Below are 26,202 nucleotides of genomic sequence, written 5' to 3' on the forward strand. Positions count from 1 at the left end.
CGAGGACCTGACCGACGCCCAGTTCGCGACCATGTGGAACGCCCTGATCGACGCCGGCACCATCGGTATGGTCCTGCTGGTCGCGTGGATCGCCAGGGAACGCCTGCGGGACCTGCTCGCCCGCACCCGCACCCGCCCCGGCCAGGAGCGCATCGGACACCTGCGCTGGAAGTTCCTGACCTGGTGCGCCGACAGCGACATCCACGAAGTACGCCAACTGGCCACCACCGTCGACCGCTGGTGGCCCGAGATCGCCGCGTTCATCGCCACCGGCCACAGCAACGCCAAGAGCGAGGGCATCAACCGCATGATCAAGCTCACCGCCCGAGCCGCCCACGGCTTCCGCAACCCCACCAACCAACGCCTACGCACACGCTGCGTCACCACCCGCCGAGCCCGCGGACACCCCCGCACCACTCAACTTTGAAGACCCGCCATCCCGTGCGCCGTCGTCCCGCACCTCGGTGCTGGCTTGCCGCTGAGACGACGGCGCACGGGATGGCAGTTGGGAGGGTTGTGGTGTGCGGAGCGATGGGGGCGAGGGTTAGCCAGGCCTGCGATCGGAACTGACGGCGGTTCTGCGAAAACCGGAGTGGAGCCGCGCATGCGTGGATACCTCCCGCGTGCATGCGAACAAGGGTGCCGCCACGGATCCGACTCCTGTCGACGGCAGCAAACACCACCTGATCAGCGACGGCCATGTCATCCGTCTCAAGGCCATCACCACCACATCAACGACATGATCCAGACACTCGATCTGGTTGACGGCCCACCAGTCGGCGACCGGGTCGGCCACCCGCACAAGCGCTCCGACGCCGTACTCGGAGATAAAAGCACGGCATTTTACAAGATCGCCTTGTGAGCTCTTGGTCAACTTGCCACTATTAGTCCATTTAGTACCAATTTTCATGATGCGAGCAAAGTACTTCGCAACTCCTGACAACGTGTGGCCATCGCCGCTACGCTTATTCTATGGCTCGTGTCTGGTCACCAAACCTCCGGTTACAGTTGGTAGAAGCTCTGGCTGAGATGTCCGGCGCCGACAGTGAGAGCTTCTTTGACGCCCATCGCCTCGGAGACGCATACCGACGACCCGGCCAGCGCAGCAGTAAGAAGTCGAGGATCAATTCGGCGCTTCAGTTTGCCGAGTCTCAGGGGAATCCAGAAGATCTACTAGAGGCCGCTGCAGGGTTCTGTGGATTCAGCCCGAGGAACGAGGTTGGGAATTCTAGTACCGAATTACTTATTGAGGAAAGAAACTATCATCTGCAAGGGGTAGGCAAGGTGCCGCTCAATCGATCCATATTTATCAGTCATGCCTCGAAAGATCAAGAACTTGCCGGAGAGATCAAGAATTTTCTGGTCCTCGCTGGCCTACCAAATGAAATGATCTTCTTCTCTTCCCATAAGTCGACGGGAATCCCAGCTGGAAAGAATGTCCTGGAACATCTCCAGACCACACTGGCAGGTTCTGCTCTCGTTATAGAGGTGATTACAAAGAACTTTCTTACGAGGCCTTACTGCCTTATGGAGCTGGGTGGCGCATGGGCTCTCGGAAAGGAAACATACCCGCTGGTTATTCCTCCCCTCAGCGTCGAGGAAGTGGTGCAGGCCATTGGAAATGTACAGATGGGTATTCTCGGGTCAGATGATGAGATTGATGCTGTATTCGAAGAGATTCACGAGCAGCTGACTGTACATGCAGCTGTCTCGCTTCCCATTCGGCCGTGGAACGAGGCACTTCGCGGATTCAAGCGGGCGCTTGACCGGATTCGGGCAGCCGACGAGAAGCAGTCGGCCGCAAGTCGGACGGTTCCTAGCAGACAAGGATCATCATCGACGCGCGTAATTTCAGCGCCAGTATATGATCCGCATCCCGCAGAACTGGAAGCGAGTGCAAGCGAGCTGCGAGCGGCGCTCAAGAAGCTCAACGTTGCCACCCGGAAGGCTGTCATGCACACGGTAACCTGGCGCCAGCCTGTGTCCATGGACTGGGACGATGCAAGGGAGGCGATAGAGAGAAAGGAATTGGATGTCGAAGACGAAGGGGCTGGGCTTACGCCAAACGTCGGCCATCCTATAGTGCGAAAGGCCATCGAGAAGGCTGAGGCTTGGAAAAGCATCATCGAAGATGCGGATCCTGAGTATCGGGAAAAATTCGAAGAAGAGAACGAAATCCCCCTAGATGCACAGAGTGTAGAGACCTGGGCAGCATTCAATCTGGTTTGATTTGGACCGGTTTGCATCAGATCCCTGTGCCAGGGGCAGTAATTCTACTTCGAGAGGGATGCCTGGGTGTTGAAGAGCAAGCGCTGGTGGCGCCTTATGCTAGCTAGCTCTGCCGTCATCTTTGGTGTATTCTCTGGTATTATTCAGCTTTACTTGGCCTTATGGCCAAAGGGTCATATATCGGGTCTTCCGTTACTGGCATCGATGCTATTGCTCTCCATGATTTGGGGCATCGGGAGAGCTAAACCCCATAGGCTCGTACTGCGCAATTTTCGCAGGCCGGACGTGACTGTCGAGATCAAAGTCGGCGATCTATTCGATGAGCCATCGCATCTCGTCATTGGATTCAACGACGTATTCGACACCGATTATAGTGACAATGTAGTCATTTCTCATTCAAGTATCCAAGGACAATTCCAGGATCGAATCTATTATGGAGATATTGACCGCTTGAATTCGCATCTTCGATCCGCGCTAGCATTGTTTGATGTCGAGGCCACGGAGAGGCGATCGGAAAAGCGAAGAGGAAATCTTGATCGCTATCCTATTGGGACCATTGCCGTACTGGGTGATGCCGATAGGAGGTACTTCTGTGTTGCATACTCCAAGATGCAGAATAACCTGACGGTGCGTTCGAATATTGACCGTCTATGGTCAAGTCTAGGTCGAATTTGGGAAGCTGTTTATGTACATGGCCAGCGGGCATCAGTTGCCATTCCGATAATTGGATCTGAAATGGCTAGAGTAAATCACCTCGATCGCGAAGTGATCTTGCGGATGATTCTTTTGTCATTTATGGCTCGATCTCGCCAGGATCTTATCTGCAAGAAATTGACGATCGTAATTCACCCCAATGATGCTCATCAGGTGAATATGCTTGAGATTGAAGCCTTTCTGCGTGCGCTATAATATTTCGAATAAGGGCGGCAATTCATTTGAGAGATATCTCCAGCCGTTCATTCCGCTCATCCCCAGTCGAACGCCCCAAATGCGGTTGCCTCCGGCGGGGCGCTCCGGCTCCGGGAGCGGCCGGCCTGCTGGAGCGAGCCTGCCGGCTGTGGCTGGGCAAGGACGCTGCCCTCCCGTCTGCCGCCTACCCAGGCACAGCCAAGCAGCCTTGGCCCGTGGCGCATAGGTCGTTCGTCCAGTAGGGCGCTCCACCTACGCGCCACACCTATGCGCCACGGGCCAAGGCTGCTTGTGCGTGTGGGTAGACGGGACGGCAGCGGTGGCACGTCGTGGTTCCTGCGGAGCGGAACCGATCACCGTCAGCGGGGGCAAAGCAGCAGCTCAAGGGCCCGAATCCTGCAAAGGATCACGCGCAAATCCGGTTGGCCCCAGCAGGTTTGGGCATACTCCCTTTAGATGAAGTACCTGCCGAGCCAGACGTCGTAGACCCGGGCGGGATGCGCGACCTCGGGATGCAGGTCCGCCGACGGAGCCCGCTCATCGCTCCCCCGCATCCAGGTCCTTTCCTCCGCCACGAAGCCCCTCCTGCCGCCGCACCCATCCACCCCGGGCGTCGGCCGACCCTACCGCACCCGGCATCCAGTCAGTGATCAGGCTCTTACGCTCGCACGTGAGCTTTGGGACACTGATGGGGTGACAGTCTTCATCGGGCTCTTAAGTGCGGTGTTCGGCGGAGCCATCGGTGCCATCGCCACATACTTCACCACCAGGTCAAACATGCAGCTCAACTTGGAGCACGAGTACGACCGGATGTTACGTGACAAGCGGCTGAGAGGGCATCAGGCTCTCTTCCACCTGACGCGTCAAATTCCGCGCCACTGGCTGCTGGCCCCGGTGCCGAAGCGGTCGGAGTTGCTGACGATCCGCAACTCGTTTCACGACTGGTACTACCACGACGAGGCCCATGGGATGTTCCTCTCGAAGGACTCCAAGAAGGCGTACCTCGATCTGCAAAATGCGCTCGACGACGCGCTCTTCGTCAAGTCGGCGGACGGCCATACCAAGACGGGGGACAAAGCCGACACCCCGCTCATCGATGACGAGCTTCACAGGCTCCTGCGGTTGTCCAGCGAGTTGCGCCACTGGCTGGTAGCCGACGTCGGTACGTCGAACCCGCCACGGACACGCTCCACGCATCCCGATCTCACAGTGAATACCACGCCGACGTCGGTCAGCGTATCAACTGCTCCGCAGGCACGGAGCGCAACAAGCTGATCAGCTCATCAGCGATGCCCGGCGCCGCGACGACGACCGCGTGCACGCCGCTCGCGAGCTCGATCTCCTCGGCACTACCGCCCGCTGCGGAGACCAGCGCAGTCCCTGCCGCGTAGTCCCAGCGACGGAGGCCCACGCCGACGTAGGCGTCGAGCGTCCCCGTGGCGACCGCGAGTTGATCACAACACGCGGAGGCAATGCGCCGGAAGTCGCGGATGTGCGGGAAGAGGTGCTCCAGCAAGAGCACCGATACGAACCGCTTGGCGGGATCGTGCGAGAACCCGATGGCCACGACCGCTTCAGCGAGGGAGCTGGTGGCGGTGCAGGCAAGGGGAAGTGTCCCGGTCTGTCCGTTCTCCCCGGTAGCGGCCCAGGCGCGGTCCACCGGCCGATAAATGACCGCCGTAAGCGGGATGTCGTCTCGGTAGGCTGCGATGCTGATCGCGTAATCGGCACGGCCCAGGACGAAGTTCCCGGTACCGTCCACGGGGTCGATGATCCACTGCACCCCGGTGGTGCCCGTATGGTTCCCGGACTCCTCCGCGAGGATCGCATCATCCGGACGGTGGCGACGAATCTCGGCGATGGCCGCCGCTTCGGCCGCCCGATCCGCCGTGGTCACCAGGTCGTGCGCCCCGAACTTCGTAGCGATCTCGACTGCGCCACCGGCCACGGCATCCCGGATAGCACGCGCCGCCCGGCTGGCCGCCCGCACGGCCACCGCCGTCATCGCCGACTGACCGACACCGTCCTCCCGTAGATCCGCGAGCCCGAGCAACCTGTGGGTACCGCCGCTCCGGCGGAGGACTTCGGCGACGTCTTCGGGACACAGGGGAAGCGCAGCCAAGTTCTCGTCCGTCGCCACAACCTGCTGAAGATCCCAGGCTTCACTCGTCGGATCGGCAGTTTCAGCCTGACCACCGAGGCGGTGCTTCACACGGACCACATAGGTCGGCACGGCCCCGGCACCCGCAAACCCGATGTGAATGAGACTGGCCACCTGGCCCTCGATGCCGAACCTCGTCCGGAGCCCGGTCAGCAGCTCTGTCTCCGCATTCAGCGAGGACGAGTACTGGAAAGTAGGCAGCGTGAAGGTGCTGGGACCGCTCGGATGCCCTCGCTCAAGAAGCAGCAAGTTGTCATCGAGTGTCACGAGCAACGCTCGCAGGCTGCTGTAGCTCGTCAAGGTCTCCGTCCTCGCCGCAGGCTGAATCTCTGGTGGCCCCATCGTAGGGTGCCTTTGACGAAAACGACTCAGCCTCCACCCGCCATCGGAATCACGGGGACGCAGAACCGCTGCTCCGGGAATCCCAGATGCGTAGGACGGCTCCCAGAAGTCCCCGGGTGGTGAGGCATACCGCGAGGCTCGCGATGAGCTGAGGCACGAACCACGACCACGCGTCACTGAAGTGTCGTAGGGCGGCACCCGAGCCGAACATCATGAACATGCTGATGCTGTTCAGCCAGGATTCACGGCGATTGCTCACGCGCAAGTTGTACCGGACCGCAGTCGGGTGATCAAGGTCGCCAGCCTCACCGCGGGCCCCTCCTGCTGCCGTACCGCACCCGGCCGACGCCCGGGCCGGAGCCCGGAGTTGGCAGGCGGTCAGTCGAGCGTGGTGTCGCGGGCTGCCTTCTCCCAGGCCGTCACCTCGGCGCGGACCGCGTCGAGGTGGCCGAGGACGGCGTCGACGCCGTCGTTGCCGAGCGGGAGGTGCAGCGGGGTGTGCTCGGCGGCGAGGGCGGCCAGGATCACGGCGGCCGCCTTGGCCGGGTCGCCGGGCTGGGTGCGGTCTCCCGCCTGCGCCATGGCGCGGGTCCGGCCGACGGTGTCGGCGTAGTCGTCGATCTCCGCGCTGACGCTCCGGTTGGCCATCAGATCGGTGCGGAACGCGCCCGGCTCCACCACTAGCACTTTGATGCCCAGCGGGGCGACCTCGTCCAGCAGCGCCTCGGACAGCCCCTCCAGGGCGAACTTGGTGGCGCTGTAGGCGGAGAATCCGGCGAAGGACATCTGCCCGCCCATGCTGCTGAGCTGCACGATCGCTCCCGAGCGACGGCGGCGCATGGACGGGAGCACCGCCCGTACCAGGGCCGCCGGGCCGAACAGGTGCACCTCGAACAGCGAGCGCAGCTCGGCGTCGGTGGTCTCCTCCGCCGCCCCGACATGGGTCCGGCCGGCATTGTTGACCAGGACGTCGATCCGGCCGTGACGCGCGGTCACATCCGCGACCACGGCGTCGATGGCGGCGAGGTCGGTGACATCCAGCCGCACCGCCTCGACCTGGTCGGGGTGGGCTGCCACCAGCTCGGCGAGCGTCTCGGGGCGCCGGGCCGTGGCGACCACGACATCGCCCTCCGCCACCGCGGCCTCGGCGAGGGCCCGGCCGAAGCCGCTGTTGGCGCCGGTGATCAGCCATACCTTGCTCATAGCGACTCCTTCTGTCCACGTTTTGTTGGGTCGCAGCCTGCTGGGTCCAGCCTGCTCGGCCTGGTCTCGCACGTCCAAGACCATCCGTGATAACCATGCGCTATGGACGTCCACACCCGGGATCTTCGCTACTTCGCCGCCGTGGCACAGGAGTTGCACTTCACCCGCGCGGCCGAGCTGCTGTTCGTCTCGCAGCCGGCGCTGAGCAAGCAGATCCGCATGCTGGAGCGGAGCCTGGGCGCGCCGCTGTTCGAGCGGAACCGTCGCGAGGTTCGGCTGACCGCCGTCGGCGTGGCGCTGCTGCCGCACGCCAGGCTGTTGCTGGAGCAGTGGACGGCGGCGGAGCAGACGGTGGCTGAGGCCACGGCGGCCCTGCACAGCCGGCTGGTGGTCGGGATGAGCACGGGCCCGGGGCGGGGCGGGATGCTTCCGGCGATCCGCTCCCGCTTCACCGCGGAGTACCCGGACGCACAGCTGGTGCTCCGTCAGGTCGACTGGACGGATGCCAGTGCCGGCCTGGTCGACGGCTCCACCGACATCGCGTTCCTGTGGCTGCCGCAGCCGGAGGCGGAACGGCTGCGCTGGCTGGTGGTCGCCGAGGAGCCACGGCTGGTGGCGTTGCCCGAGACGCACCGCCTGGCGGCATGTGACGCCGTCGACTTCGTCGAGCTGCTCGACGAGCCGTTCCTGGCGCTGCCCGACAGCGCCGGCGTGCTGCGGGACTACTGGCTGGCCGTGGACGAGCGCGGCGGCCGGGACCCGCTGGTCGGCGCGGAGATCAGCGGCATCGACGAGACCTACGAGGCGCTGGTGGGCGGGCAGGGCGTCTGCCTGCTGGGCGCCGGGAACGCCCCGCTGCTGACCCGGGGCGGGGTGGTCACCCGCCCGGTCCGCGGGCTGTCGCCGTCCCGCTTCGCCCTGGCCTGGCGCGCCGACGACACCCGCCCGCTGGTGCACGCCTTCGCCCGCGCCGCCCAGGCGGCGGGCTACCGAACGCCCGCCGCCTGAAGAACCCCGACGAGCGTCAGGACTGCCGACGCTGGGTCAGCGAGGAGCTGCGCACCACGAGTTCCGGCTGCAGCACCACCCGCTGGTGCCGGTGCTTGCCGGCCTCGTCGTCGGTCTCCTCCAGCAGCAGTTCGGCGGCCATCGCGCCCATGGTGAGGGCCGGCTGCCGGACCGAGGTGAGCGGGACCGCCGCTGCGGCGGCGAACTCGATGTCGTCGTAGCCGACGATGGCCAGCTCCCCCGGCACGCTGACGCCGGCCGCGTAGAGGGCCTGCAGCACGCCCAGGGCCAGCAGGTCGTTGGCGCAGAACACGGCGGTGGGCCGACTGGTGAGCCCGAGCAGCCTGGCGCCCGCGTCCCGTCCGGCCGCGACGTTCAGGCCCTCGGTCGGCAGGTCCTGCAGGACGTCGGCGGACAGGCCGGCCTCCGCCAGCGCGGCCAGCGCGCCCGTTCGGCGGTCCTTGATCTGCTGCAGATGGCCGGGGCCGCTGACATAGGCGATGGAGCGGTGCCCCTCGGCCAGCAGATGCCGGACCGCGAGGGTTCCGCCGGCCACGTCGTCCACCGAGACCGAGCACTCGGACGACCCAGCCGCCACCCGGTCCACCAGCACGAAGGGGATGCGGTGGCGGCGGAAGGAGTCCAGGTTGCGTCCGGTGGCGTCGGCGGGCGTCAGCAGCACGCCGCGGACCCGCTGCTCGGCGAAGAGGGAGAGGTACTCGGCCTCCTCGGCGGCGCTCTGGCCGCTGTTGCACACCATCACCCCGAGCCCGGCCGCGCGCGCGGCCCTCTCGGCGCCGCGCGCCACGTCCACGAAGAAGGGGTTGCCCATGTCCAGGACCAGCAGCGCCATGATCCGGCTCTGACCCGCCCGCAGCTGCCGGGCGGACTCGCTGCGGACATAGCCGAGGCGTTCGATCACGGCCTGCACCCGGAACCGGGTCTCCTCGGAGACCATGTCCGGCCGGTTGATCACGTTGGACACCGTGCCCACCGAGACCCCGGCCTGCCGGGCCACGTCCTTGATACCCACCATCTGTGCCACGCGCCCGTCCTGCCGCCTCACGCCGACACCGGAGGGATTGGGACCTCCGGTGACTGCTCATCGTATGGGGTCACGCCCGCGTCCGAGCGCCGAGCCGTGCCCCAGGCCAGGTGGAACACCTCGGCCAGCGCACGCATGGCCTCGTCCGGCGCCGCCCCGTCCGCCGCTCCGTCCGGCGAACCCCGGAGACCGCCGCTGGGTGGAGCGGCGGTCCCCGGGCCGTGGGCGGCTTCGGTCAGAAGTTGAACTGGTCGATGTTGGCCGCATTGAACACGGTCGGCTCGCCGAGTACCACCACGCCCTGCGCGCCGACGGTGAAGGTACCCAGGTCACCGGCCTTGAAGGTCTGCCCGGTGGCGCCGGAGATCTGTCCCGAGGCCAGCGCGGTGGCGGCGTAGGCGGCCAGGCTGCCCAGCTTGGCCGGGTCCCACAGCTCGAAGCCCTGGACGGTGCCGTTCTTGACGTAGGCGCGCATGTCGTTGGGGGTGCCCAGGCCGGTCAGCATGACCTTGCCCTTGTACTTCGACCCGGCCAGGTACTGGGCCGCGGCCTTGATGCCGACCGTGGTCGGGGAGATGATCCCCTTCAGGTTCGGGTACTGCTGCAGCAGGCCCTGGGTCTGCTGGAACGAGGTCTGCGCGTCGTCGTTGCCGTAGGCGACCTTGACCAGCTTCATCTTGGCGAACTGGGGCTTCTTCAGCTCGTCCTCCATGAAGCCGATCCAGGTGTTCTGGTTGGTCGCGGTCTGCGCGGCCGACAGGATCGCGATGTCGCCGGTGTAGTTCAGCTGCTTGCCGAGCAGGTCGACCTCGCTGCGCCCCAGCGCCTCGGAGCTGGCCTGGGAGACGAACAGCTGCCGGCAGGCGGCGTCGGTGTCCGAGTCGTAGGTGACGACCTTGATGCCGTTGCTCATGGCCTGCTTGAGCGCGGTGCACAGGGCGCCGGGGTCCTGGGCCGAGACCGCAATCGCGGACACCTTCTGCTGGGTGAGCGTGTTGACGTAGGAGACCTGGCCCGCGGTGTCGGTGCCGCTGCTGGTGCCGACCTCCTTGTAGCTCTCGCCGAGCGCGGTCAGCGCGGTCTTGCCGCCGTTGTCGGAGATGGTGAAGTAGGGGTTGTTCACCTGCTTGGGCAGGAAAGCGACGGTCAGCCCGGTCTTGGTGGCCGCGTTGGGGTCGGCGGAAGAAGCCGCGGCGGCGGCCGGGGCGGAGGAGGCCGCCTTGTCGGTCGAACTCTTGGTGGTGCCACCGCAGGCGCTGAGCCCCAGGGCGACAGTGGCGGTGACGGCCAGGGCGACGCCGAGACGGCCGGCGGGGGCGATTCTCTGGGTCATGGCGGTGTTCCTCTCGCTGCTGTGGCAGCAGATGGGCAGGCTGAAGCCTGGGGGTGGGGTCGAGCTGCTCGGGTGGGAGGGCGGAGGGTGAGGACGGTGGGGGTGAGGACGGCGGGGATCTAGGTACGGCCGGCCGGTGCCGCCGCCGCTGGGACAGGCGGCGGGGCGGTGCTGAGGGTCCGCCGGCGGGCTCGGGCGACGGACAGCTGGCGGGCGACCCGGGGGCCGAGGACGGAGACCACCAGCAGCACGCCGGTGACCACGATCTGGGACTGGGCCGAGACATTGACCAGGCTCATCACGTTCTGCAGCGCCCCCAGCAGGAACACCCCGGCCACGGCGCCGCCGAGGGTCCCCCGGCCGCCGTCGAAGTCGATCCCGCCGAGCAGGACCGCGGCGACCACGGACAGTTCCAGTCCGGTGGCGTTGTCGTAGCGGGCGCTGGCGTAGTGCAGTGCCCAGAACACGCCGGTCAGCGCGGAGACGAAGCCGGTGGCGACGAACATGGACAGCTTCAGCCGCTTGACCCGGACCCCGCTGAAGCGGGCCGCCTCCTCGGAGGCGCCCACCGCGAAGAGCGAGCGTCCGACCGGGGTGGCGTGCAGCACGACGGCCGCGAGTAGCAGCAGCACCGCCCAGGGGATCGCGGCGTAGGGGATGAAGGTCCCGGCGATCCGCCCGGAGCCGAAGTCCAGGTACTGCTGCGGGAAGTCGGTGACCGAGTTGGCCCCCAGCACGATCTGGGCGATGCCCCGGTAGGCGGCCAGGGTACCGATGGTGACCGCCAGTGAGGGCAGCCCGAGCCGGGTCACCAGCAGGCCGTTGACCAGCCCGCAGACGATGCCCAGCAGCAGGCAGATCGGGATGATCGTCTCGATCGGGTAGCCGTCGTTCCAAAGCGCGCCCATGACCGCACCGGACAGGCCGGCGGTCGAACCGACCGAGAGGTCGATCTCCCCGCCGACCACCAGCAGCGTCATCGGCAGCGCGATCATCGCGATCGGCAGGGTGTTGCCGATCAGGAAGGACAGGTTGAGGGCGTTCCCGAAGTTGTCCACGAAGGAGAAGGAGCACACCAGCAGGACCAGGAGCAGGGCCCCGACGACGGTGTCCCAGCGGATCACGTCACCCAGCCGAGCGGTGCGCAGTCGGGCGGTCAACGCTGCGGTGGTGTCAGCCATGGCGGGCGCTCCTTGTCTCCGCTGCCCTCTTGCGCAGGATGCCGGCGACCCTGAGGGCCAGGATCCGGTCCACGGCGATGGCGACGAGCAGCAGGATTCCGTCGATGGCCTGGACCCAGACCGAGCTGACGCCGATCGAGGGCAGGACGCTGTTGATGGAGGTCAGCAGCAGCGCGCCGAGGGCGACCCCGTAGACGCTGCCGGATCCCCCGGTGAAGGCGACGCCGCCGACCACCACCGCGCTGACGACGGTGAGCTCGTAGCCGCTCCCGGTGCCGGAGTCGACGTTGCCGAAGCGGGCCAGGTACAGCGCGCCGGCGAGTCCGGCCAGGGCGCCGCAGGCGATGTAGGCCGCCAGGATGCGCCTGCGGACCGGCACCCCGGCGAGTCCGGCCGCCTCGGGGCTGGAGCCCAGGGCGTAGAACTCGCGGCCGCTGCGGTAGTTGCGGAGGAAGTAGGCGACGGCGACCAGGACCACGGCGGCCAGCACGGCCAGGTAGGGAAGGGCGGAGAGCCCGTCGTGGCCGAAGGTGACGAAGCCGGAGGGCAGGACCCCGGCGGTGATCTCTCGGGAGCCGATCCAGATCGAGTCGACGCCGCGGATGATGTAGAGCGTGCCCAGGGTGACCACCAGGGCCGGGACCTGACCGATGCTCACCAGCAGGCCGTTGAGGACGCCGAAGGCCGCGCCCAGGGCGACCGCCAGCAGCACCGCCAGCAGCGGGTTGCCGCCGCCCTCCAGGAAGTCCCCGGCGGCGAAAGCACTGATGCCCAGGACCGAGCCGACCGACAGGTCGACGTTGCGGGTGATCACCACCATCGCCTCGCCGACCGCGACCAGCACCAGGATGGTCGCGTTCAGCAGCAGGTCCTTGATCCCCTGCTTGGACAGGAAGGCGCTGTTGTCGATCTGGGTGGCGGCCAGCATCAGCACCAGCACCGCGAGGATGGCGAGTTCGCGCATCTTCAGCACCCGGTCCAGCAGCCCGCTGCCGGCCGGGGCCGCGACGCGGACGGGTTCCATGGTGGTCGTCATGCCGCCCTCCCGGTGACCCCGGTGGCGGCGGCCACCACGGACTGCTCGGTGGCCTCGGCCCTGGGGATCTCGGCCGCTATCCGCCCCTCGTGCATGACCAGCACCCGGTCGGCCATGCCGAGGATCTCCGGCAGGTCCGAGGAGATCATCAGCACCGCGACGCCCTGGCCGGCGAGTTCCGAGAGCAGCCGGTGCACCTCGGCCTTGGTGCCGACGTCGATGCCGCGGGTGGGCTCGTCCACGATCAGCACGGTCGGGGAGGTGGCCAGCCACTTGGCCAGCACCACCTTCTGCTGGTTGCCGCCGGACAGGGTGCCCACGACGTCCGCCAGCCGGGCGTACTTGACCTGGAGCCGCACCGCCCAGTCGACGGCGCGGCTGCGCTCGCTGCCCCGGTTCATCACTCCGGCGCGGGAGTTGGCCCGCAGTCCGGTGAGGCCGATATTGCGTTCGATGGACATGCCCATCACCAGTCCCTGGGCCCTGCGGTCCTCGGGGACCAGGGCCAGTCCGGCGGCCATGGCCAGGCTGGGGGCGCCGGGCTTCAGCGGCTTTCCGGCCACATCGACCTCGCCGCCGTCCCAGCGGTCCACACCGAACACGGCCCGGGCCACCTCGCTGCGTCCGGCCCCGACCAGTCCGGCCAGGCCGACGATCTCGCCGCTGCGGACCTCGAAGGAGACGTCGGTGAAGACGCCCTCCCGGGTCAACCTGCGGACGCTGAGGGCGACCGCGCCGACCTCGGCGGGGGTCTTCGGGTAGAGCTCGTCCAGGTCGCGGCCGACCATCCGGCGGATCAGGTCGTCCTCGCTGAGCCCGTCGACCGGCTCGCTGGCGATCCAGGCGCCGTCCCGCAGGGTGGTGACCCGCTGGCACAGGGCGAAGACCTCCTCCAGCCGGTGCGAGATGAAAAGGATCGCAGCGCCCTCCTCGCGCAGCGAGCGCACCACGCCGAACAGCCGGGCCACCTCACTGCCGGTCAGGGCGGCCGTCGGCTCGTCCATGATCAGCACGCGGGCGTCGAAGGAGAGCGCCTTCGCGATCTCCACCAGCTGCTGGTCGGCGATCGACAGACCCCGGGCCGGCTGGTCCGGGTCCAGGTCCACGCCCAGCCGGCGGAACAGGTCGGCAGTGGCGCTGCGGACCGAGCGGTGGTCCACCCGGCCGAAGGAGCGCCGCGGCTGACGGCCCATGAAGATGTTCTCGGCCACCGACAGGTCGGGGAAGAGCGTCGGCTCCTGGTAGATGACGGCGACACCCGCGTCCCTGGCGTCGGCGGGACCGTGGAAGACGACGGGCTCGCCGTCCAGCAGCACGGTGCCCTCGTCCGGCCGGTGCACTCCGGCCATGGCCTTGATCAGGGTGGACTTGCCGGCGCCGTTCTCACCCGCCAGGGCGTGCGCCTCTCCCGCGAACAGCTGCAGGGAGACACCGCGGAGGGCTCGTACGGCGCCGAAGGACTTGCTCACCCCCTCGAGCGCGAGGACCGGAACGGCGTCCGGGTCGGGGTGGGTCATGGGAGTCTCCTGGCTCTCGGGGCGACTGCGGCCCAGGCTGTGAAATGTTTCAAAGGAGTTGCCGTGAAGTTAGCTTCGGGCTGTTGGCGCGTCAAGAGATGCTCGAAGCCCCGGTTTCGCGACCCACCTGCCCAAAGCGGCTCACCCGAATCGGGAAACCGGCTCCGACCTGCGCAGATGTAGGCAGATACGGTCGCTTTCAGCGTTTGACACGATTCAATAACACCGGCTTCTCCCGCCGACCGCCCCTTGCCGGCACGGGGACGCGCACTGCCGCCGCTGGGATCCCGGCCCGCTTCGACACGCCCGCTGAATTGAAACGTTGAAAGCCATCACCGCCCCCAGTAGGAGGCCGGGGCGGTGGTGGCAGAAGAGCGGCGCAGCGGGGTTTCAGCCGACCAGCACGACCTCCAGGGTGCGCGGGCCGTGCACGCCCTCGACACGGTCCAGTTCGATGTCACTGGTGGCCGAGGGGCCGGAGATCCAGGTCTGCGGCCGGGTCGGATCCAACCGGGGCAGGGCGTGCGGAACAGAGGCGACGACCTGGTCGGCCGCCCGGACGACGCACAGATGGTGGTCGGGGACCAGCGTCAGGGCACGCCGGCCCTGGCCGGGACCGGCGTCCAGCACGATGGTGCCGGTCTCGGCGACGGCCAGCGCACAGCCGGTCAGCACACTGTCGACGGCGTCGAGTCGGCCGGGGACGAGTGGCGGATCGTCGTACAGCGGCTCGACCTCGGAGCCGCTCAGCCAGTGCTCGGGGACGCCGGCGGGCACCACCACCGTCCGCGAGCCGCGCTCGGCCAGGATGCGGCCGATGACGGCCGGCAGCTCGGCCTCGGTGCAACGGTGGACCAGGGCGCGGTAATCGGCGAGGTTCTCGGCCAGCAGGTCGAGGAGTTGTGCGGGGTCGTCGGGGCTGTGGCTGTGTCGGTAGTCGCGCAGCACCGGATCGGGCTCGGGGGCGTCCTGCACGGCGGCGCGGATGCGAGCCAGGATGTGCTCGCGGGCAGCGGTCGGAGATGCGGTCATCGGCGGTTCTTCTCCCACCAGTCGCGGAACGGGGCTGCCGGCAGTTCGGGCAGGTCGCGGCTGTCGGTCCAGGCCTTGGCCGCGGCGATGGGCAGCCGCTTGGGGTGCAGTTTCCGGGTCTTGGACGCCAGACGTTCGACCGCCCCGAGCGCGGCGGGGTGGTCCAGCAGCCAGGTGCCGGCCCGGACCACGGCCCGCTCGGCCCGGTGCCCCGGGCCGCCCTGGTCGACCACCTGCTCGCGCAGGTGGACCAGGACCTCGGGGATGTCGATGGCGACCGGGCAGACCTCGTAGCAGGCCCCGCACAGGGTGGAGGCGAAGGGCAGCGAGGCGTCGATAGCGCTGGCGGTGCCGCGCAGTTGCGGCGTGAGGATGGCGCCGATCGGTCCCGGGTACACGCTGCCGTAGGCATGGCCGCCGGCCCGCTCGTAGACCGGGCAGACGTTCAGGCAGGCCGAGCACCGGATGCAGCGCAGCGCCTGCCGGCCGACCTCGTCGGCCAGGGCGTCGGTACGGCCGTTGTCCAGCAGCACCAGATGGAAGTCCCGGGGGCCGTCGCCGTCGCTGGTGCCGGTCCAGAGGGAGGTGTAGGGGTTCATCCGCTCGGCGGTGGAGGAGCGGGGCAGCAGTTGCAGGAACACCTCCAGGTCGCGCCAGCTGGGGACCACCTTCTCGATGCCGACCACCGAGATCAGCGTCTCGGGCAGGGTCAGGCACATCCGTCCGTTGCCCTCGGACTCGACCACGACCAGGGTGCCGGTCTCGGCGACCATGAAGTTGGCCCCGGAGATGCCCACCTTGGCGCGCAGGAACTTCTCGCGCAGATGCAGCCTGGCTGCCTCGGCCAGCTCGGCCGGGCTGTCACCCAGTCCCTCCGGGGCCGGACGGCCCCACTCCCCCATCTTCTCGGTGAAGATGTCGCGGACCTCGCCGCGGTTGCGGTGGATCGCCGGGACCAGGATGTGCGAGGGCCGGTCCTCGCCGAGCTGGACGATCAGCTCGGCCAGGTCGGTCTCGTAGGCGGTGATGCCCTCGGCCGCCAGCGCCTCGTTGAGCTCGATCTCCTGGGTGGCCATCGACTTGACCTTGACCACCTCGCTCTCTCCGGTGGCCTTGACCAGATCGGCGACGATGCGGTTGGCCTCCGCCGCGTCGGCGGCCCAGTGCACGGTGCCGCCTGCGGCGGTGACCTGCTGTTCCAGCTGGACCAGGTAGGTGTCCAGGTGACGCAGTGTCTGGTCCTTGATCCGCTTGCCGGCCTGGCGCAGCTGCGCCCAGTCGTCGAGCTCGGCCACCGCCCTGGCGCGCTTGTCGCGGATGGTGTGGGTGGCGTGGGTCAGATTGGCCCGCAGCCGGGTGTCCTTGGTGGAGGCCTTCGCCGCCTGCCGGAAGGAGGGCATCCCCAGGTAGGTGTCGCTCATGCGGTGCTCCTCGCCCTGGGTGCGCCCCAGCCGGCGCCGGTCGGGTCGGCCCGGGTGCAGGCCAGGATCTCGGCCAGGTGCACGGTGCGCATCGGCGCGTCGGCGCGGCGCAGCGTCCCGTCGATGTGCAGCAGGCAGGAGTTGTCCGCCCCGCACAGCACCTCGGCGCCGGTGGACAGCGCGTTGCGGACCTTGTCGGCGCCCATCGCGGCGGAGACGTCGGGGTTCTTGATGGCGAAGGTGCCGCCGAAGCCGCAGCACTCCTCCGCCCCGGGCAGCTCGACCAGCTGCAGTCCCTCGACGGCCTCCAGCAGTCGGCGCGGCCGGTCCCCCAGGCCCAGCATCCGCAGCCCGTGGCAGGACGGGTGGTACGTAACCCGGTGCGGGTAGTAGGCGCCGACCTCGGTCACGCCGAGGACGTCCACCAGGAACTCGGTCAGCTCCAGCACCCGCGGCACCAGCGACTCGGCAGCCCGGGCCAGGCCGTCGCCGCGCCCCTCGGCCCGCACCCTGGCGCCGATCCGGGGGTAGTTGTCGCGCACCATGGCGGTGCAGGACCCCGAGGGGGTGACCACATGGTCGTAGCCCGCGAAGGCGTCGGCCATCCGACGCACCAGCGGCTCGGTGGCCCGCCGGTAGCCGGTGTTGTACTGGGGCTGGCCGCAGCAGGTCTGCGCGTCCGGGAAGTCGACCTCGACGCCCAGGCGTTCCAGCAGTGCCACCACGGCCTGTCCGGTGCGCGGATGGATCGCGTCGTTGACGCAGGTCGGGAAGAGAGCGACACGCATCGCGGCTCCTTGGGTCGCTGGGGATATCAAGTCGCACCGATGCGGGTGGCGGCCGCGGCCCAGGCGGACCGGTTGCCGCGCGGGGTGTAGCGGCGCAGCGGCTGGGTGTCGGCGACCAGGCGGCGCATCCCGGCCAGGTCGTGGACCAGCCCATGGGCGCGCGCCTGGACCAGGACGTTTCCCAGCGCGGTGGCCTCGGTGGGGCCCGCCACCACCGGCAGGTCGGCGGCGTCGGCGGTGAATTGGCACAGCAGGCTGTTCCGGCTGCCGCCGCCGACCAGGTGGACCGCCTCGATCTCCCGTCCGGCCAGTTCGGCAGCCTGGTGCAGGGTACGGCCGTGGGCCATGGCCAGGCCCTCCAGGATGGTGCGCACCAGCGATCCCTGACTGGCCGGTGGCCGCTGCCCGGTGCGCTCGCAGTAGCCGGCGATCCGGGCGGGCATGTCGCCGGGGGCCAGGAACTCCGGGGCGTCCGGGTCGATGACGGCGGCGAACGGCTCCGCGGCGGCGGCCTGGACCAGCAGCGGCTGCAGCTCGTGCGGCTTTCCCTGGGCCTGCCAGGTGCGCTGGGTCTCGCTGAGCAGCCACAGGCCCATGATGTTGCGCAGATAGCGGACGGTGTCGTCGATGCCGAGTTCATTGGTGAAGTTCGCGGTCCGCGAGGCCTCGCTGAGTACTGGGGCGTCGAGTTCCAGTCCGGCCAGCGACCAGGTGCCGCAGGAGATGTAGCCGAAGTCCGGCCGTTCGGCGGGGACCGCGACGACGGCTGACGCGGTGTCGTGGGAGGCCACCGCGGTGACCGGGGTGCCCTGCGGCAGCCCGGTGGCGGCGGCCGGCTGCGCCAGCAGCGTCCCGCAGCTGTCGCCGGGGCGGCGCAGCGGCGCGAGAAGTCCGCCGCCGACGCCCACGGCCTCGGCCAGCTCGGGCGACCAGGCTCCGGCGCGGGCGTCGAACAGGCCGGTCGTGGAGGCGTTGGTGGCCTCCGCGCCGATCCGTCCGGTCAGCCAGTAGGTCAGCAGGTCCGGGATCAGCAGCAGGTGACGGGCTGCCAGGAACTGCGGCGTGCCGGCTTCGGCGGCCAGCTGGTAGAGCGTGTTGAAGGGCAGGTGCTGCAGCCCGTTGGCACGGTAGAGCCCGGCCGCGCCGATCCTGGCGCGGACCGCCTCGGCGACGCTGTCCGTGCGCTGGTCGCGGTAGTGGTACGGGTTGCCCAGCAGCCTCCCCTCACCGTCGAGCAGACCGTAGTCCACCGCCCAGCTGTCCACCCCGATCGAGGCGATCGGCGCTGACCTGGCGGCTTCGCGGAGCCCGTCCAGGACCCCCTGGTACAGCGCGAGGATGTCCCAGTGCAGGCCGTGCGGGAGCCGAACCGGCGTGTTGGCGAAGCGGTGCGCCTCCGTCAGGTCGAGCCTGCCGTTGCCGACGCGGCCAAGGACCACCCGGCCGCTGGTGGCGCCGAGGTCGGCCGCCGCGAACACGGCCGGGGACGGGGAGGACGAGGAAGTGAGGTTCACACGGGCAACCTGGAGAGAGGAGAGTGCGGGCCGGAGCAGGTGGGGTCAGCGGAGGAACGCTGCGGCGACGCCGGCGTCGACCGGGATGTGCAGTCCGGTGGTGTGGGTGAGGTCGCCGCCGGTCAGGGCGAAGACCGCGGCGGCGACGTGTTCGGGCAGGACCTCGCGCTTGAGGATGGTGCGCTGGGCATAGAACTCGCCCAGCTTCTCCTCCTCGATGCCGTAGGTGGCGGCGCGTTGGGCGCCCCATCCGGTGGCGAAGATCCCGGAGCCGCGCACCACTCCGTCGGGGTTGACGCCGTTGACGCGGATGCCGTGCTCGCCCAGTTCGGCGGCCAGCAGCCGGACCTGGTGGGCCTGGTCGGCCTTGGTGGCGGAGTAGGCGATGTTGTTGGGTCCGGCGAAGACCGCGTTCTTGGAGGCGATGTAGACGATGTCGCCGCCCAATCTCTGTTCGACCATGGTGCGGGCGGCCTCCCGGGAGACCAGGAAGGAACCGCGGGCCATGATGTCGTGCTGCAGGTCCCAGTCGTGGGCGGTGGTCTCCAGCAGCGGCTTGGAGATGGAGATACCGGCGTTGTTGACCACCAGGTCCACCCCGCCGAAGGCCAGTACGGCGGCCTTGAACGCGGCGGTGATCTGCTGCTCGTCGGTGACATCGACGCTGACGGCCATGGCGACGTCGGGGCCACCCAGCTCCTCGGCGACCGCTACCGCGTTGTCGGTGTTGAGGTCGGCCACCACGACGCAGGCGCCTTCGGCGGCCAGGCGGTGGGCGATGGCCTTGCCGATGCCGGAGCCTGCTCCGGTGACCAGGGCCACCCGGGTGGCCAGGGGCTTGGGCTTGGGCATGCGGGCGAGTTTGGCTTCTTCCAGGGCCCAGTACTCGATGCGGAACTTCTCGGCCTCCTCGATGGGTGCGTAGGTGGAGACGGCTTCGGCGCCGCGCATCACGTTGATGGCGTTGAGGTAGAACTCGCCGGCCACCCGGGCGGTCTGCTTGTCCTTGCCGTAGCAGAACATGCCCACCCCGGGGACCAGGACGATCGCCGGGTCGGCGCCGCGGATCGCCGGAGAGTCGGCGGTGGCGTGGCGCTGGTAGTAGGCCTGGTAGTCGGCGCGGTAGGCGGCGTGGAGTTCGGCCAGCCGGGACTTGACGTCCGCCAGGGGCGCGGTCGCGGGCAGGTCCAGGACCAGGGGGCGGACCTTGGTGCGCAGGAAGTGGTCCGGGCAGGAGGTGCCCAGCGCGGCCAGCCGCGGGTGTTCGGCGCGGGCGAGGAAGTCCAGGACCGGGGCGCTGTCGGTGAAGTGGCCCAGCTGCGGACGGTCGGTGGAGGCCAGGCCGCGGATCAGCGGGGCGAGTGCGGCGGCGCGCTCGCGGCGCTCGGCCTCGGGCAGTGCCTGGTAGCCGTCGAGGACCGGTCCGAAGGGCTGGGGGCGGCCGCGCTCGGCGAGGAAGGTCTCGGCGGTGCGGATGATGTGCAGCGAGTTGGCTTCGGCCTGGTCGCTGGTGTCGCCCCAGGCGGTGATGCCGTGGCCGCCCAGGACGCAGCCGACGGCCTGCGGGTTGGCGGCCTTGACAGCGGCGATGTCCAGGCCGAGCTGGAAGCCGGGACGGCGCCAGGGCACCCACACCACACGGTCGCCGAAGCAGTCGGCGGTGAGCTTCTCGCCGTCGGCCGCGCAGGCCAGCGCGATGCCGGAGTCGGGGTGCAGGTGGTCGATGTGGGCGGCGTCGACCAGGCCGTGCATCGCGGTGTCGATGGAGGGGGCCGCCCCACCCTTGCCGTGCAGGCAGTAGTCGAACGCGGCGACCATCTCGTCCTCGCGCTCCGGCCCGGGGTAGACGGCGGTCAGCGCGCGCAGCCGGTCCAGCCGCAGCGCCGCCAGCCCCGACTCGGTCAGCGTGCCCAGGTCGCCGCCGGAGCCCTTGACCCACAAAAGCTCGACCTGGGTGCCGGTGGCCGGGTCGATAGCGGTGCCCTTGGCGGAGGTGTTGCCGCCGGCGTAGTTGGTGTTGCGCGCATCGGCGCCCAGACGGTTCGAACGGGCCAGCAGGGCGGCGATGTCGGGGTGGGGGGTGGTAGCCATGGCGAACGAGTCCTTCGGTGGTCCCGGGAGTGACAACGAAAATGCAGGGGCGGGGTTAGGCTCCCCAGCCGGCCTGGGTGCCGCCGACGCGTTCGGCGACGATGCGCTGCTGCCACCCCGAGGCGCGGTAGGCGGCCAGCGGGTCCGGGTTCAGCCCCTGCTCCGCGCGGACCTCGGCCAGCAGCGGGCGGACGTCGGTGTTGTAGGCGTCCATCAGCACCGCGTTGGCCCCCAGCACATCGCCCGCCTGCTGGGCTGCGCCCAGCGCGTCCAGGTCCACCAGCAGCGCCTTGGCGGTGGCCTCCTGGACGTTCATCACCGAGCGGATCACCGCCGGGATCTTGCCCTCGATGTTGTGGCACTGGTCGAGCATGAACGCGACCTGCTTGCCCGGTGCGAAGCCGTCGTTCTTCGCCACCTCGTGCAGGATCCGGAACAGCTGGAACGGGTCCGCCGAACCGACCATCAGATCGTCGTCGGCGTAGAAGCGGGAGTTGAAGTCGAACGCGCCCAGCCGCCCCTCGCGCAGCAGGAACGCGACGATGAACTCGATGTTGGTGCCCGGAGCGTGGTGCCCGGTGTCCACCACCACCTTCGCCTTGGGGCCCAGCTTCAGGCAGTGCGCGTAGGAGGTGCCCCAGTCCGGGACGTCGGTGGTGTAGAAGGCCGGCTCGAACAGCTTGTACTCCAGGATCATCCGCTGCTCATCGCCCAGCCGCGCGTACACCTCGGCCAGCGCCTCGGCCAGCCGGTCCTGACGGGCAGTGATGTCGTCCTGGCCCGGGTAGTTGGTGCCGTCCGCGAACCACAGCTTCAGATCGCGCGAACCAGTGGCGTCCATGATGTCCACACACTCCAGCAGGTGCTCCACCGCCTTGCGGCGCACCTTCGCGTCCGGATGGCAGACGCTGCCGATCCGGAAGTCGTCGTCCTGGAAGGTGTTGGAGTTCACCGCCCCCAGCGTCAGGCCCCGCTCCCCGGCGAACGCCGCCAGCACGGCGTAGTCCTCCACCCGGTCCCACGGGATGTGCAGCGAGACGCGCGGCGCCACCCCGGTGGCGGCGTGCACCTGGGCGGCGTCCTCCAGCTTCTCGAACGGGTCGCGGGGCACCCCCTCCTGCGCGAACACCTTGAAGCGCGTACCCGAGTTCCCGTAACCCCACGACGGGGTCTCGATCTCCTGGGCCTTCAGCGCCGCCTTGACTGCGGACAGATCGGTCATGGGGTTCCCTGTCGTCCTCTAATGAATCGTTTCACACAGGGGCAATCTAGCCCGGCCCGATCTGCCCGTCAAGAGAGGTTCACCGCTCGGTCAGCCGAGGACAGAGCGCTGTCGGCAGGCCTCCAGAAAACGATTCAAGCCCTGATCGAGGGCCTGGCCTCAGCCGGGGTGGTTGCCGGTCATATGGGCGAAGACGACGACATTGCCCAGGTACCGCTGATGCTTCTGGTCGAAGCCCGCGCCGCAGGTGATCAGGCGCAGTTCGGGGCGGGCCGCCGCGGCGTAGACCCTGCGGTCGGGGAAGTCCGTGGCCGGGTAGGCCTCGACGGCGTCGACGGTGAAGACCGCGTCGAGGTGGTCGGCGCGGCCCACCTCGATCACGTCCCCCCGCTTGAGCGCCCCGAGGCCGTAGAAGACGGCGGGGCCCTGGTGGGTGTCGACATGGCCGGCGAGGATCGCGGTGCCGATGCTGCCGGGCGCGGTGCCCGCGCGGTACCAGCCGGCCAGGTTGCGGTCGGTCTCCGGGGGCGCGGCCAGTTGCCCGTTCGATTCCAGTGAGAGGCCGGTGAGCGGCGCGTCGACGCCGATGGCCGGGATCCGCACCCGGGTCGGGGCGGCCGGGGCCAGTACGGCCAGCGGCGCGAGGCCTGCGGCGGTGGGGGCGGCCGGCGGCGCGAGCGTGGCCTTGTCGGCGGCGGCGAAGCCCTGGTCCGGGGTGGGCTGCGGCGGCGGAGCCGGCGCCATCAGCCCGTGGGCGATCAGCACCGCTCCTACCAGCAGCGCGAACGAGGCCGGGGTTCCGGTCAGGATCCGACGCAGTCGCGCGGAGCGCCGGGGGGACCTGGACGTCGCTGGCTTCACTGGGCTTCCGCTCCTTCCGGGGCCGTCGGGGCGGACCTTGGGGAAGCCGGGCGCCCGGCGGTGTCTGCCGCAGGGTGCCCGGCGGATGCCGGCGTGCACCGGCGGGTCGACCGGGGAGGTTGCCGGTCAGGCCCGGGTGTCGCTCCGGCGGCGGCGCAGCGCCACCGCGCCCAGGCCCACAGCGGCGATCAGACCGGCGCCGGCGGCCAGGTCGGCGGTGTTGACGCCCTGGCTGGTGGAGCCGGTACCGGTGCGCACGGTGCCCGAGGGGACCCTGGCGTCCGGGCAGACCCGGGCCGCGAAGGAGGCCGCGCTGTTGGAGGCGCTCAGCAGTGCGGTGACGTTGTCCTGCTGGGACTTGTCGGGGTGGCCGCCGGCCTGGATGATCTTCTTGTAGTCCGCCACTGCGGCGTTGTACGCGGCCTCGGCCCTGCCTGCGGCTGCGACGGCCTTGGCGCAGGCCTTGGTGGTGGCCTGCGGCGTCGCGGCGTGGGCCGCCGGGCCCAGCAGGGCCAGGCTCGTGCCGAGAACAGCCGCGCCGAGGACCGCGTGGATCGAACGCATGGTTTCTCCCTACCTCCAGCGACCCGGAACGGGGTGCTGCTGCACCGCCACCGATCCCGGCTCACAGCCCCCAGCCAATCGCCGACCGCGGCATCGTGCCTGTTCTGCGGGCTCCGGCTGCGCCGCCGCAATCCCTCGGATCCGTCGGCTCGGGACGGTAAACGCCCAGGCCAGGGGGATGACGTGACGTCAGTTGGCAGGCCGTCAGGTTCGCGGCCGAACGGGTGAGCGAGTCGGCGGCCATTTCTGTGAACTCCCCGGGTATGCTCCCAGCCATGTCCAGGTCGGCGATTGTTGGGCGAATGTTGCCTTTGTGCTAACTGTGCGACAACTGGTTTCGAACTACTCTCATGCTCAGTTCTTGCCTGGCTGACAAGTTGTTCAAGTAGCCGTCTACTAACTTGTAGACAGCGCACTCATAGCCCCGGTTCGCGCAGGGGCGCCCGATGCGGCTTTGAGTGCCGAGCACTTGGGCACCGCCTGTGCATACATGTCCCTTTTGTCCCAGAAAGGCCCGCTGCACCTCATGGCCCCCCGCCTCTCCGTGGTCGTCCCGATCTACAACGTCGAGCTGTACCTGGAGGAGTGCCTGGCGTCCCTCGCAGCACAGACCTTCGACGACTTCGAGGTCGTCATGGTCGACGACGGTTCCACGGACTCCAGCGCCGAGATCGCCGAGGCCTTCGCGCGACGCGACGCCCGCTTCCGCCTGGTCCAGCAGGAGAACAAGGGCCTGGGCCCGGCCCGCAACACCGGCACCGCGGCGGTCGACCCGGAGGCGGAGTTCCTGACCTTTGTGGACAGCGACGACATCGTCCCGCCCAAGGCATACCAGCTGATGATCGAGACGCTGGACCAGACCGGCTCCGACTTCGTCGCCGGCAATGTGCTGCGCTTCCGGGCCGTGGGAACCAACCCCTCCTGGGTGCACCGCGCGCCGTTCGGTTCGACCCGGCTGAAGACCCACATCAGCAAGCACTCTTCGCTGGTCACCGACCGCACCGCGTGGAACAAGGTCTACCGGCGCAGCTTCTGGGACGAGCACGCCATGCAGTACCCCGGCATCCTCTACGAGGACGCCCCGGTCAGCGTGCCGCTGCACTACCTCGCCAAGTCGGTGGACGTGCTGGCCGAGCCGGTCTACCTGTGGCGGATGCGCGAGGTCGGCTCCAAGTCGATCACCCAGAACAGCACCGACCCCAAGGGCCTGATCGACCGGATAACCTCGATCAGCATGGTCCGCGAGTTCCTCAAGACGCGCTCCGGCCCCGAGTTCCGCACCTATCTGCACTCCTACGACCACAACGTCCTGGTCGAGGAACTGCAGATGTTCTTCCGTTCGCTGCCGAAAGCGGACGAGGTCTACCGCACCGCCTTCCTCGACCACGTCGGCCGGGTGGTCGACGACATCGAGCCCGCGCTGCTCGACGACCTGGCCGAGGGTCTGCGGATCAAGTACTGGCTGACCGCCAAGCGCCGGATGGCCGATCTGCTGGCCGTACTCGCGTTCGAGGAGGAGTACCCGCGGGCCATCCCGACCCGCGGCACGCTGCGTCCCAAGGCGGACTACCCCGTCCTCAGGGACAGCCCGCCGCTGGACGAGGCGGTGGCGACCCTGGTCGCCGCCGTCGGCCTGCACGCCACCGTGGACGAGATCACCTGGCAGGACGGCTCGCTCAGGCTGGAGGGCCACGCCTTCCAGAAGAACCTCGGCGCCGAGCACCGCTACGACTCCGTCCGCGCGCTGATCCTCCGTCGGAAGAAGAGCCGTCGCACGCTGGTGCTGCCCACCCGGGTAGTACGGCGTCCGGACGTGACCGCCGACAACGGCAATCTGCCGTTCCACCACGCCGACTGGTCCGGCTGGTCCGTGACGATCAACCCGGACCGGCTCAAGAAGGGCGGCGAGTGGAAGGACAGCACCTGGGCGGTGACCCTGGCGCAGTTCGGCGCCGGCCGGCCGCGGCGGACCCGGATCAAGGAGGGGCAGACCGGCTCCGGCCAGAGCCCCGCCCCCGTCTGGGTGAACCAGGACGTACGGCTGATCCCCGAGATCTCCGACCAGCACCTCGGCCTGCGGGTCGAGACCGTCAAGGCCAGGCTGTCCTCAGCCGAGGCCGTCGACGGCCTGATCGAGCTCAGCGGCTCGATCCGCGCCCAGGACACCCTTGAGGACGGTGCCATCCTCGTCCTGGAGCACACCGAGGACGGCAGCTCCCGCATCCTGGACTACGTCCTGGAACTCGGAGCGACCACCGGTGACCAGGTCCCGTTCACCGTCCGGATCGACCCCGCCGCCCTGGAGCAGGTCCGGCTGGAAGAGGCCCGGAACCGGCCCAGCGTCCAGTCCCGGAGCAAGGAGCACTGGGGGGCCGACATCGTCCTCGCGGACGGCAGCGTTCTTCCGCTGGTCGTGGACCAGGGGCCTGACAGCCCGTCATCGGTGCAGTTCCCCCTGGTCAAGGACGGCGCGGCGGCGCAGCCGGGAGACCGGGCGCTGCTCATCAAGGCTTCCCCGCGGGGTTATCTGCAGATCTGTGATCAGCGGGTGCAGCCGGTGGTCGAGGCGGTCTCGGTGCCAGCGGACCGGTCGGCGTTCCTGCTGGAGGGCAGCTACCCGGTCGCCGGCAGCCACCACTTCGACCTGGTACTGCGCCACAAGCAGCACACCCGCCGCGCGCAGACCCACCGGGTCCAGGTCACCGACGGCACCTTCCAGGCCCAGCTGCCCGCCTACCCCAACGA

Annotated in this window: 23 protein-coding genes; 7 read left to right on the forward strand and 16 right to left on the reverse strand. The window is 68.7% G+C overall.

Translation table 11 applies throughout. The annotated features are described in order from the left end of the window. From ABH941_RS39905 to ABH941_RS39920, 4 genes are all read left to right on the forward strand, one after another. On the forward strand, positions 1–427 hold a 427-nt coding region (locus tag ABH941_RS39905; protein WP_370137526.1), incomplete at its 5' end, for a transposase. 181 nt (positions 428–608) lie between these two features. Next, positions 609–743, forward strand: coding sequence for a hypothetical protein (locus ABH941_RS39910; protein ID WP_370137531.1), 135 nt, complete (start codon positions 609–611; stop codon positions 741–743). A gap of 229 nt (positions 744–972) precedes the next feature. Then, the gene (locus tag ABH941_RS39915; protein ID WP_370137537.1) at positions 973–2,229 is read left to right on the forward strand and encodes a toll/interleukin-1 receptor domain-containing protein; all 1,257 of its coding nucleotides are present in this window, start codon (positions 973–975) and stop codon (positions 2,227–2,229) included. A 66-nt stretch (positions 2,230–2,295) separates the two neighbouring features. Continuing rightward, positions 2,296–3,138, forward strand: a complete 843-nt coding sequence (locus ABH941_RS39920; protein ID WP_370137542.1) for a macro domain-containing protein — start codon at positions 2,296–2,298, stop codon at positions 3,136–3,138. 452 nt (positions 3,139–3,590) lie between these two features. On the opposite strand, the gene ABH941_RS39925 is transcribed toward ABH941_RS39920, so the two are convergent. Beyond that, on the reverse strand, positions 3,591–3,713 hold the full coding sequence (locus ABH941_RS39925; protein WP_370137546.1) for a hypothetical protein: 123 nt from the start codon (positions 3,711–3,713) through the stop codon (positions 3,591–3,593). 118 nt (positions 3,714–3,831) lie between these two features. Here ABH941_RS39925 and ABH941_RS39930 point away from each other — a divergent pair, with 118 nt between their 5' ends. Beyond that, entirely contained in the window at positions 3,832–4,413 is a 582-nt protein-coding gene (locus ABH941_RS39930; RefSeq protein WP_370137550.1) for a hypothetical protein, read from the forward strand. Here the strand turns inward: ABH941_RS39930 and ABH941_RS39935 are convergent. Together ABH941_RS39935 and ABH941_RS39940 are read right to left on the reverse strand one after the other, a co-directional pair. Then, positions 4,370–5,599 carry an inositol monophosphatase gene (locus tag ABH941_RS39935; RefSeq protein ID WP_370137555.1) on the reverse strand — a complete coding sequence of 410 codons (1,230 nt, stop codon included), beginning with the start codon at positions 5,597–5,599 and terminating at the stop codon, positions 4,370–4,372. The genes ABH941_RS39930 and ABH941_RS39935 overlap by 44 nt on opposite strands. 420 nt (positions 5,600–6,019) lie before the next feature. Next, entirely contained in the window at positions 6,020–6,844 is an 825-nt protein-coding gene (locus ABH941_RS39940) for an oxidoreductase (RefSeq protein WP_370137564.1), read from the reverse strand. Positions 6,845–6,946: 102 nt separating this feature from the next. Here ABH941_RS39940 and ABH941_RS39945 point away from each other — a divergent pair, with 102 nt between their 5' ends. Next, positions 6,947–7,852 (forward strand): LysR substrate-binding domain-containing protein, encoded by a 906-nt coding sequence (locus ABH941_RS39945; RefSeq protein WP_370137569.1) that lies wholly within the window; start codon positions 6,947–6,949, stop codon positions 7,850–7,852. Between the two features lie 16 nt (positions 7,853–7,868). On the opposite strand, the gene ABH941_RS39950 is transcribed toward ABH941_RS39945, so the two are convergent. The 13 genes from ABH941_RS39950 to ABH941_RS40010 all read right to left on the reverse strand — a co-directional run bounded on the left by ABH941_RS39950 (position 7,869) and on the right by ABH941_RS40010 (position 23,457). Beyond that, positions 7,869–8,897 (reverse strand): LacI family DNA-binding transcriptional regulator, encoded by a 1,029-nt coding sequence (locus tag ABH941_RS39950; protein ID WP_370137573.1) that lies wholly within the window; start codon positions 8,895–8,897, stop codon positions 7,869–7,871. Positions 8,898–9,132: 235 nt separating this feature from the next. Further along, the gene (rhaS, locus tag ABH941_RS39955; protein ID WP_370137577.1) at positions 9,133–10,230 is read right to left on the reverse strand and encodes a rhamnose ABC transporter substrate-binding protein; all 1,098 of its coding nucleotides are present in this window, start codon (positions 10,228–10,230) and stop codon (positions 9,133–9,135) included. Between the two features lie 119 nt (positions 10,231–10,349). Then, positions 10,350–11,411 (reverse strand): ABC transporter permease, encoded by a 1,062-nt coding sequence (locus ABH941_RS39960; RefSeq protein WP_370137581.1) that lies wholly within the window; start codon positions 11,409–11,411, stop codon positions 10,350–10,352. Beyond that, positions 11,404–12,447 carry an ABC transporter permease gene (locus tag ABH941_RS39965; protein ID WP_370137585.1) on the reverse strand — a complete coding sequence of 348 codons (1,044 nt, stop codon included), beginning with the start codon at positions 12,445–12,447 and terminating at the stop codon, positions 11,404–11,406. The genes ABH941_RS39960 and ABH941_RS39965 overlap by 8 nt, the downstream gene beginning before the upstream one ends. After that, positions 12,444–13,964, reverse strand: a complete 1,521-nt coding sequence (locus ABH941_RS39970; RefSeq protein ID WP_370137588.1) for a sugar ABC transporter ATP-binding protein — start codon at positions 13,962–13,964, stop codon at positions 12,444–12,446. Before ABH941_RS39970 ends, ABH941_RS39965 begins: the two co-directional genes overlap by 4 nt. A gap of 390 nt (positions 13,965–14,354) precedes the next feature. Beyond that, positions 14,355–14,996: a lactate utilization protein C gene (locus tag ABH941_RS39975; protein WP_370137593.1), complete on the reverse strand. Its 642-nt coding sequence runs from the start codon at positions 14,994–14,996 to the stop codon at positions 14,355–14,357. Further along, on the reverse strand, positions 14,993–16,417 hold the full coding sequence (locus tag ABH941_RS39980; protein ID WP_370137598.1) for a lactate utilization protein B: 1,425 nt from the start codon (positions 16,415–16,417) through the stop codon (positions 14,993–14,995). The genes ABH941_RS39975 and ABH941_RS39980 overlap by 4 nt, the downstream gene beginning before the upstream one ends. Then, complete coding sequence (locus tag ABH941_RS39985; RefSeq protein ID WP_370137603.1) at positions 16,414–17,205, reverse strand: (Fe-S)-binding protein; 792 nt, start codon at positions 17,203–17,205, stop codon at positions 16,414–16,416. Before ABH941_RS39985 ends, ABH941_RS39980 begins: the two co-directional genes overlap by 4 nt. A 26-nt stretch (positions 17,206–17,231) precedes the next feature. Next, positions 17,232–18,719, reverse strand: a complete 1,488-nt coding sequence (locus ABH941_RS39990) for a rhamnulokinase family protein (RefSeq protein WP_370137610.1) — start codon at positions 18,717–18,719, stop codon at positions 17,232–17,234. Positions 18,720–18,764: 45 nt separating this feature from the next. Next, complete coding sequence (locus ABH941_RS39995; protein WP_370137613.1) at positions 18,765–20,810, reverse strand: bifunctional aldolase/short-chain dehydrogenase; 2,046 nt, start codon at positions 20,808–20,810, stop codon at positions 18,765–18,767. A 55-nt stretch (positions 20,811–20,865) separates the two neighbouring features. Next, the gene (gene rhaI, locus ABH941_RS40000; RefSeq protein WP_370137616.1) at positions 20,866–22,032 is read right to left on the reverse strand and encodes an L-rhamnose isomerase; all 1,167 of its coding nucleotides are present in this window, start codon (positions 22,030–22,032) and stop codon (positions 20,866–20,868) included. Between the two features lie 159 nt (positions 22,033–22,191). Beyond that, complete coding sequence (locus ABH941_RS40005) at positions 22,192–22,851, reverse strand: class F sortase (protein WP_370137627.1); 660 nt, start codon at positions 22,849–22,851, stop codon at positions 22,192–22,194. A gap of 168 nt (positions 22,852–23,019) precedes the next feature. Next, positions 23,020–23,457, reverse strand: a complete 438-nt coding sequence (locus tag ABH941_RS40010; protein WP_370137619.1) for a hypothetical protein — start codon at positions 23,455–23,457, stop codon at positions 23,020–23,022. Positions 23,458–23,983: 526 nt separating this feature from the next. Between ABH941_RS40010 and ABH941_RS40015 the strand changes: the two genes are divergently transcribed. Further along, the coding region (locus ABH941_RS40015; protein ID WP_370137623.1) for a glycosyltransferase family 2 protein at positions 23,984–26,202 on the forward strand (2,219 nt) is incomplete at its 3' end.

It is taken from the genome of Streptacidiphilus sp. EB103A (genome assembly GCF_041261405.1).
Taxonomy (GTDB): domain Bacteria; phylum Actinomycetota; class Actinomycetes; order Streptomycetales; family Streptomycetaceae; genus Streptacidiphilus.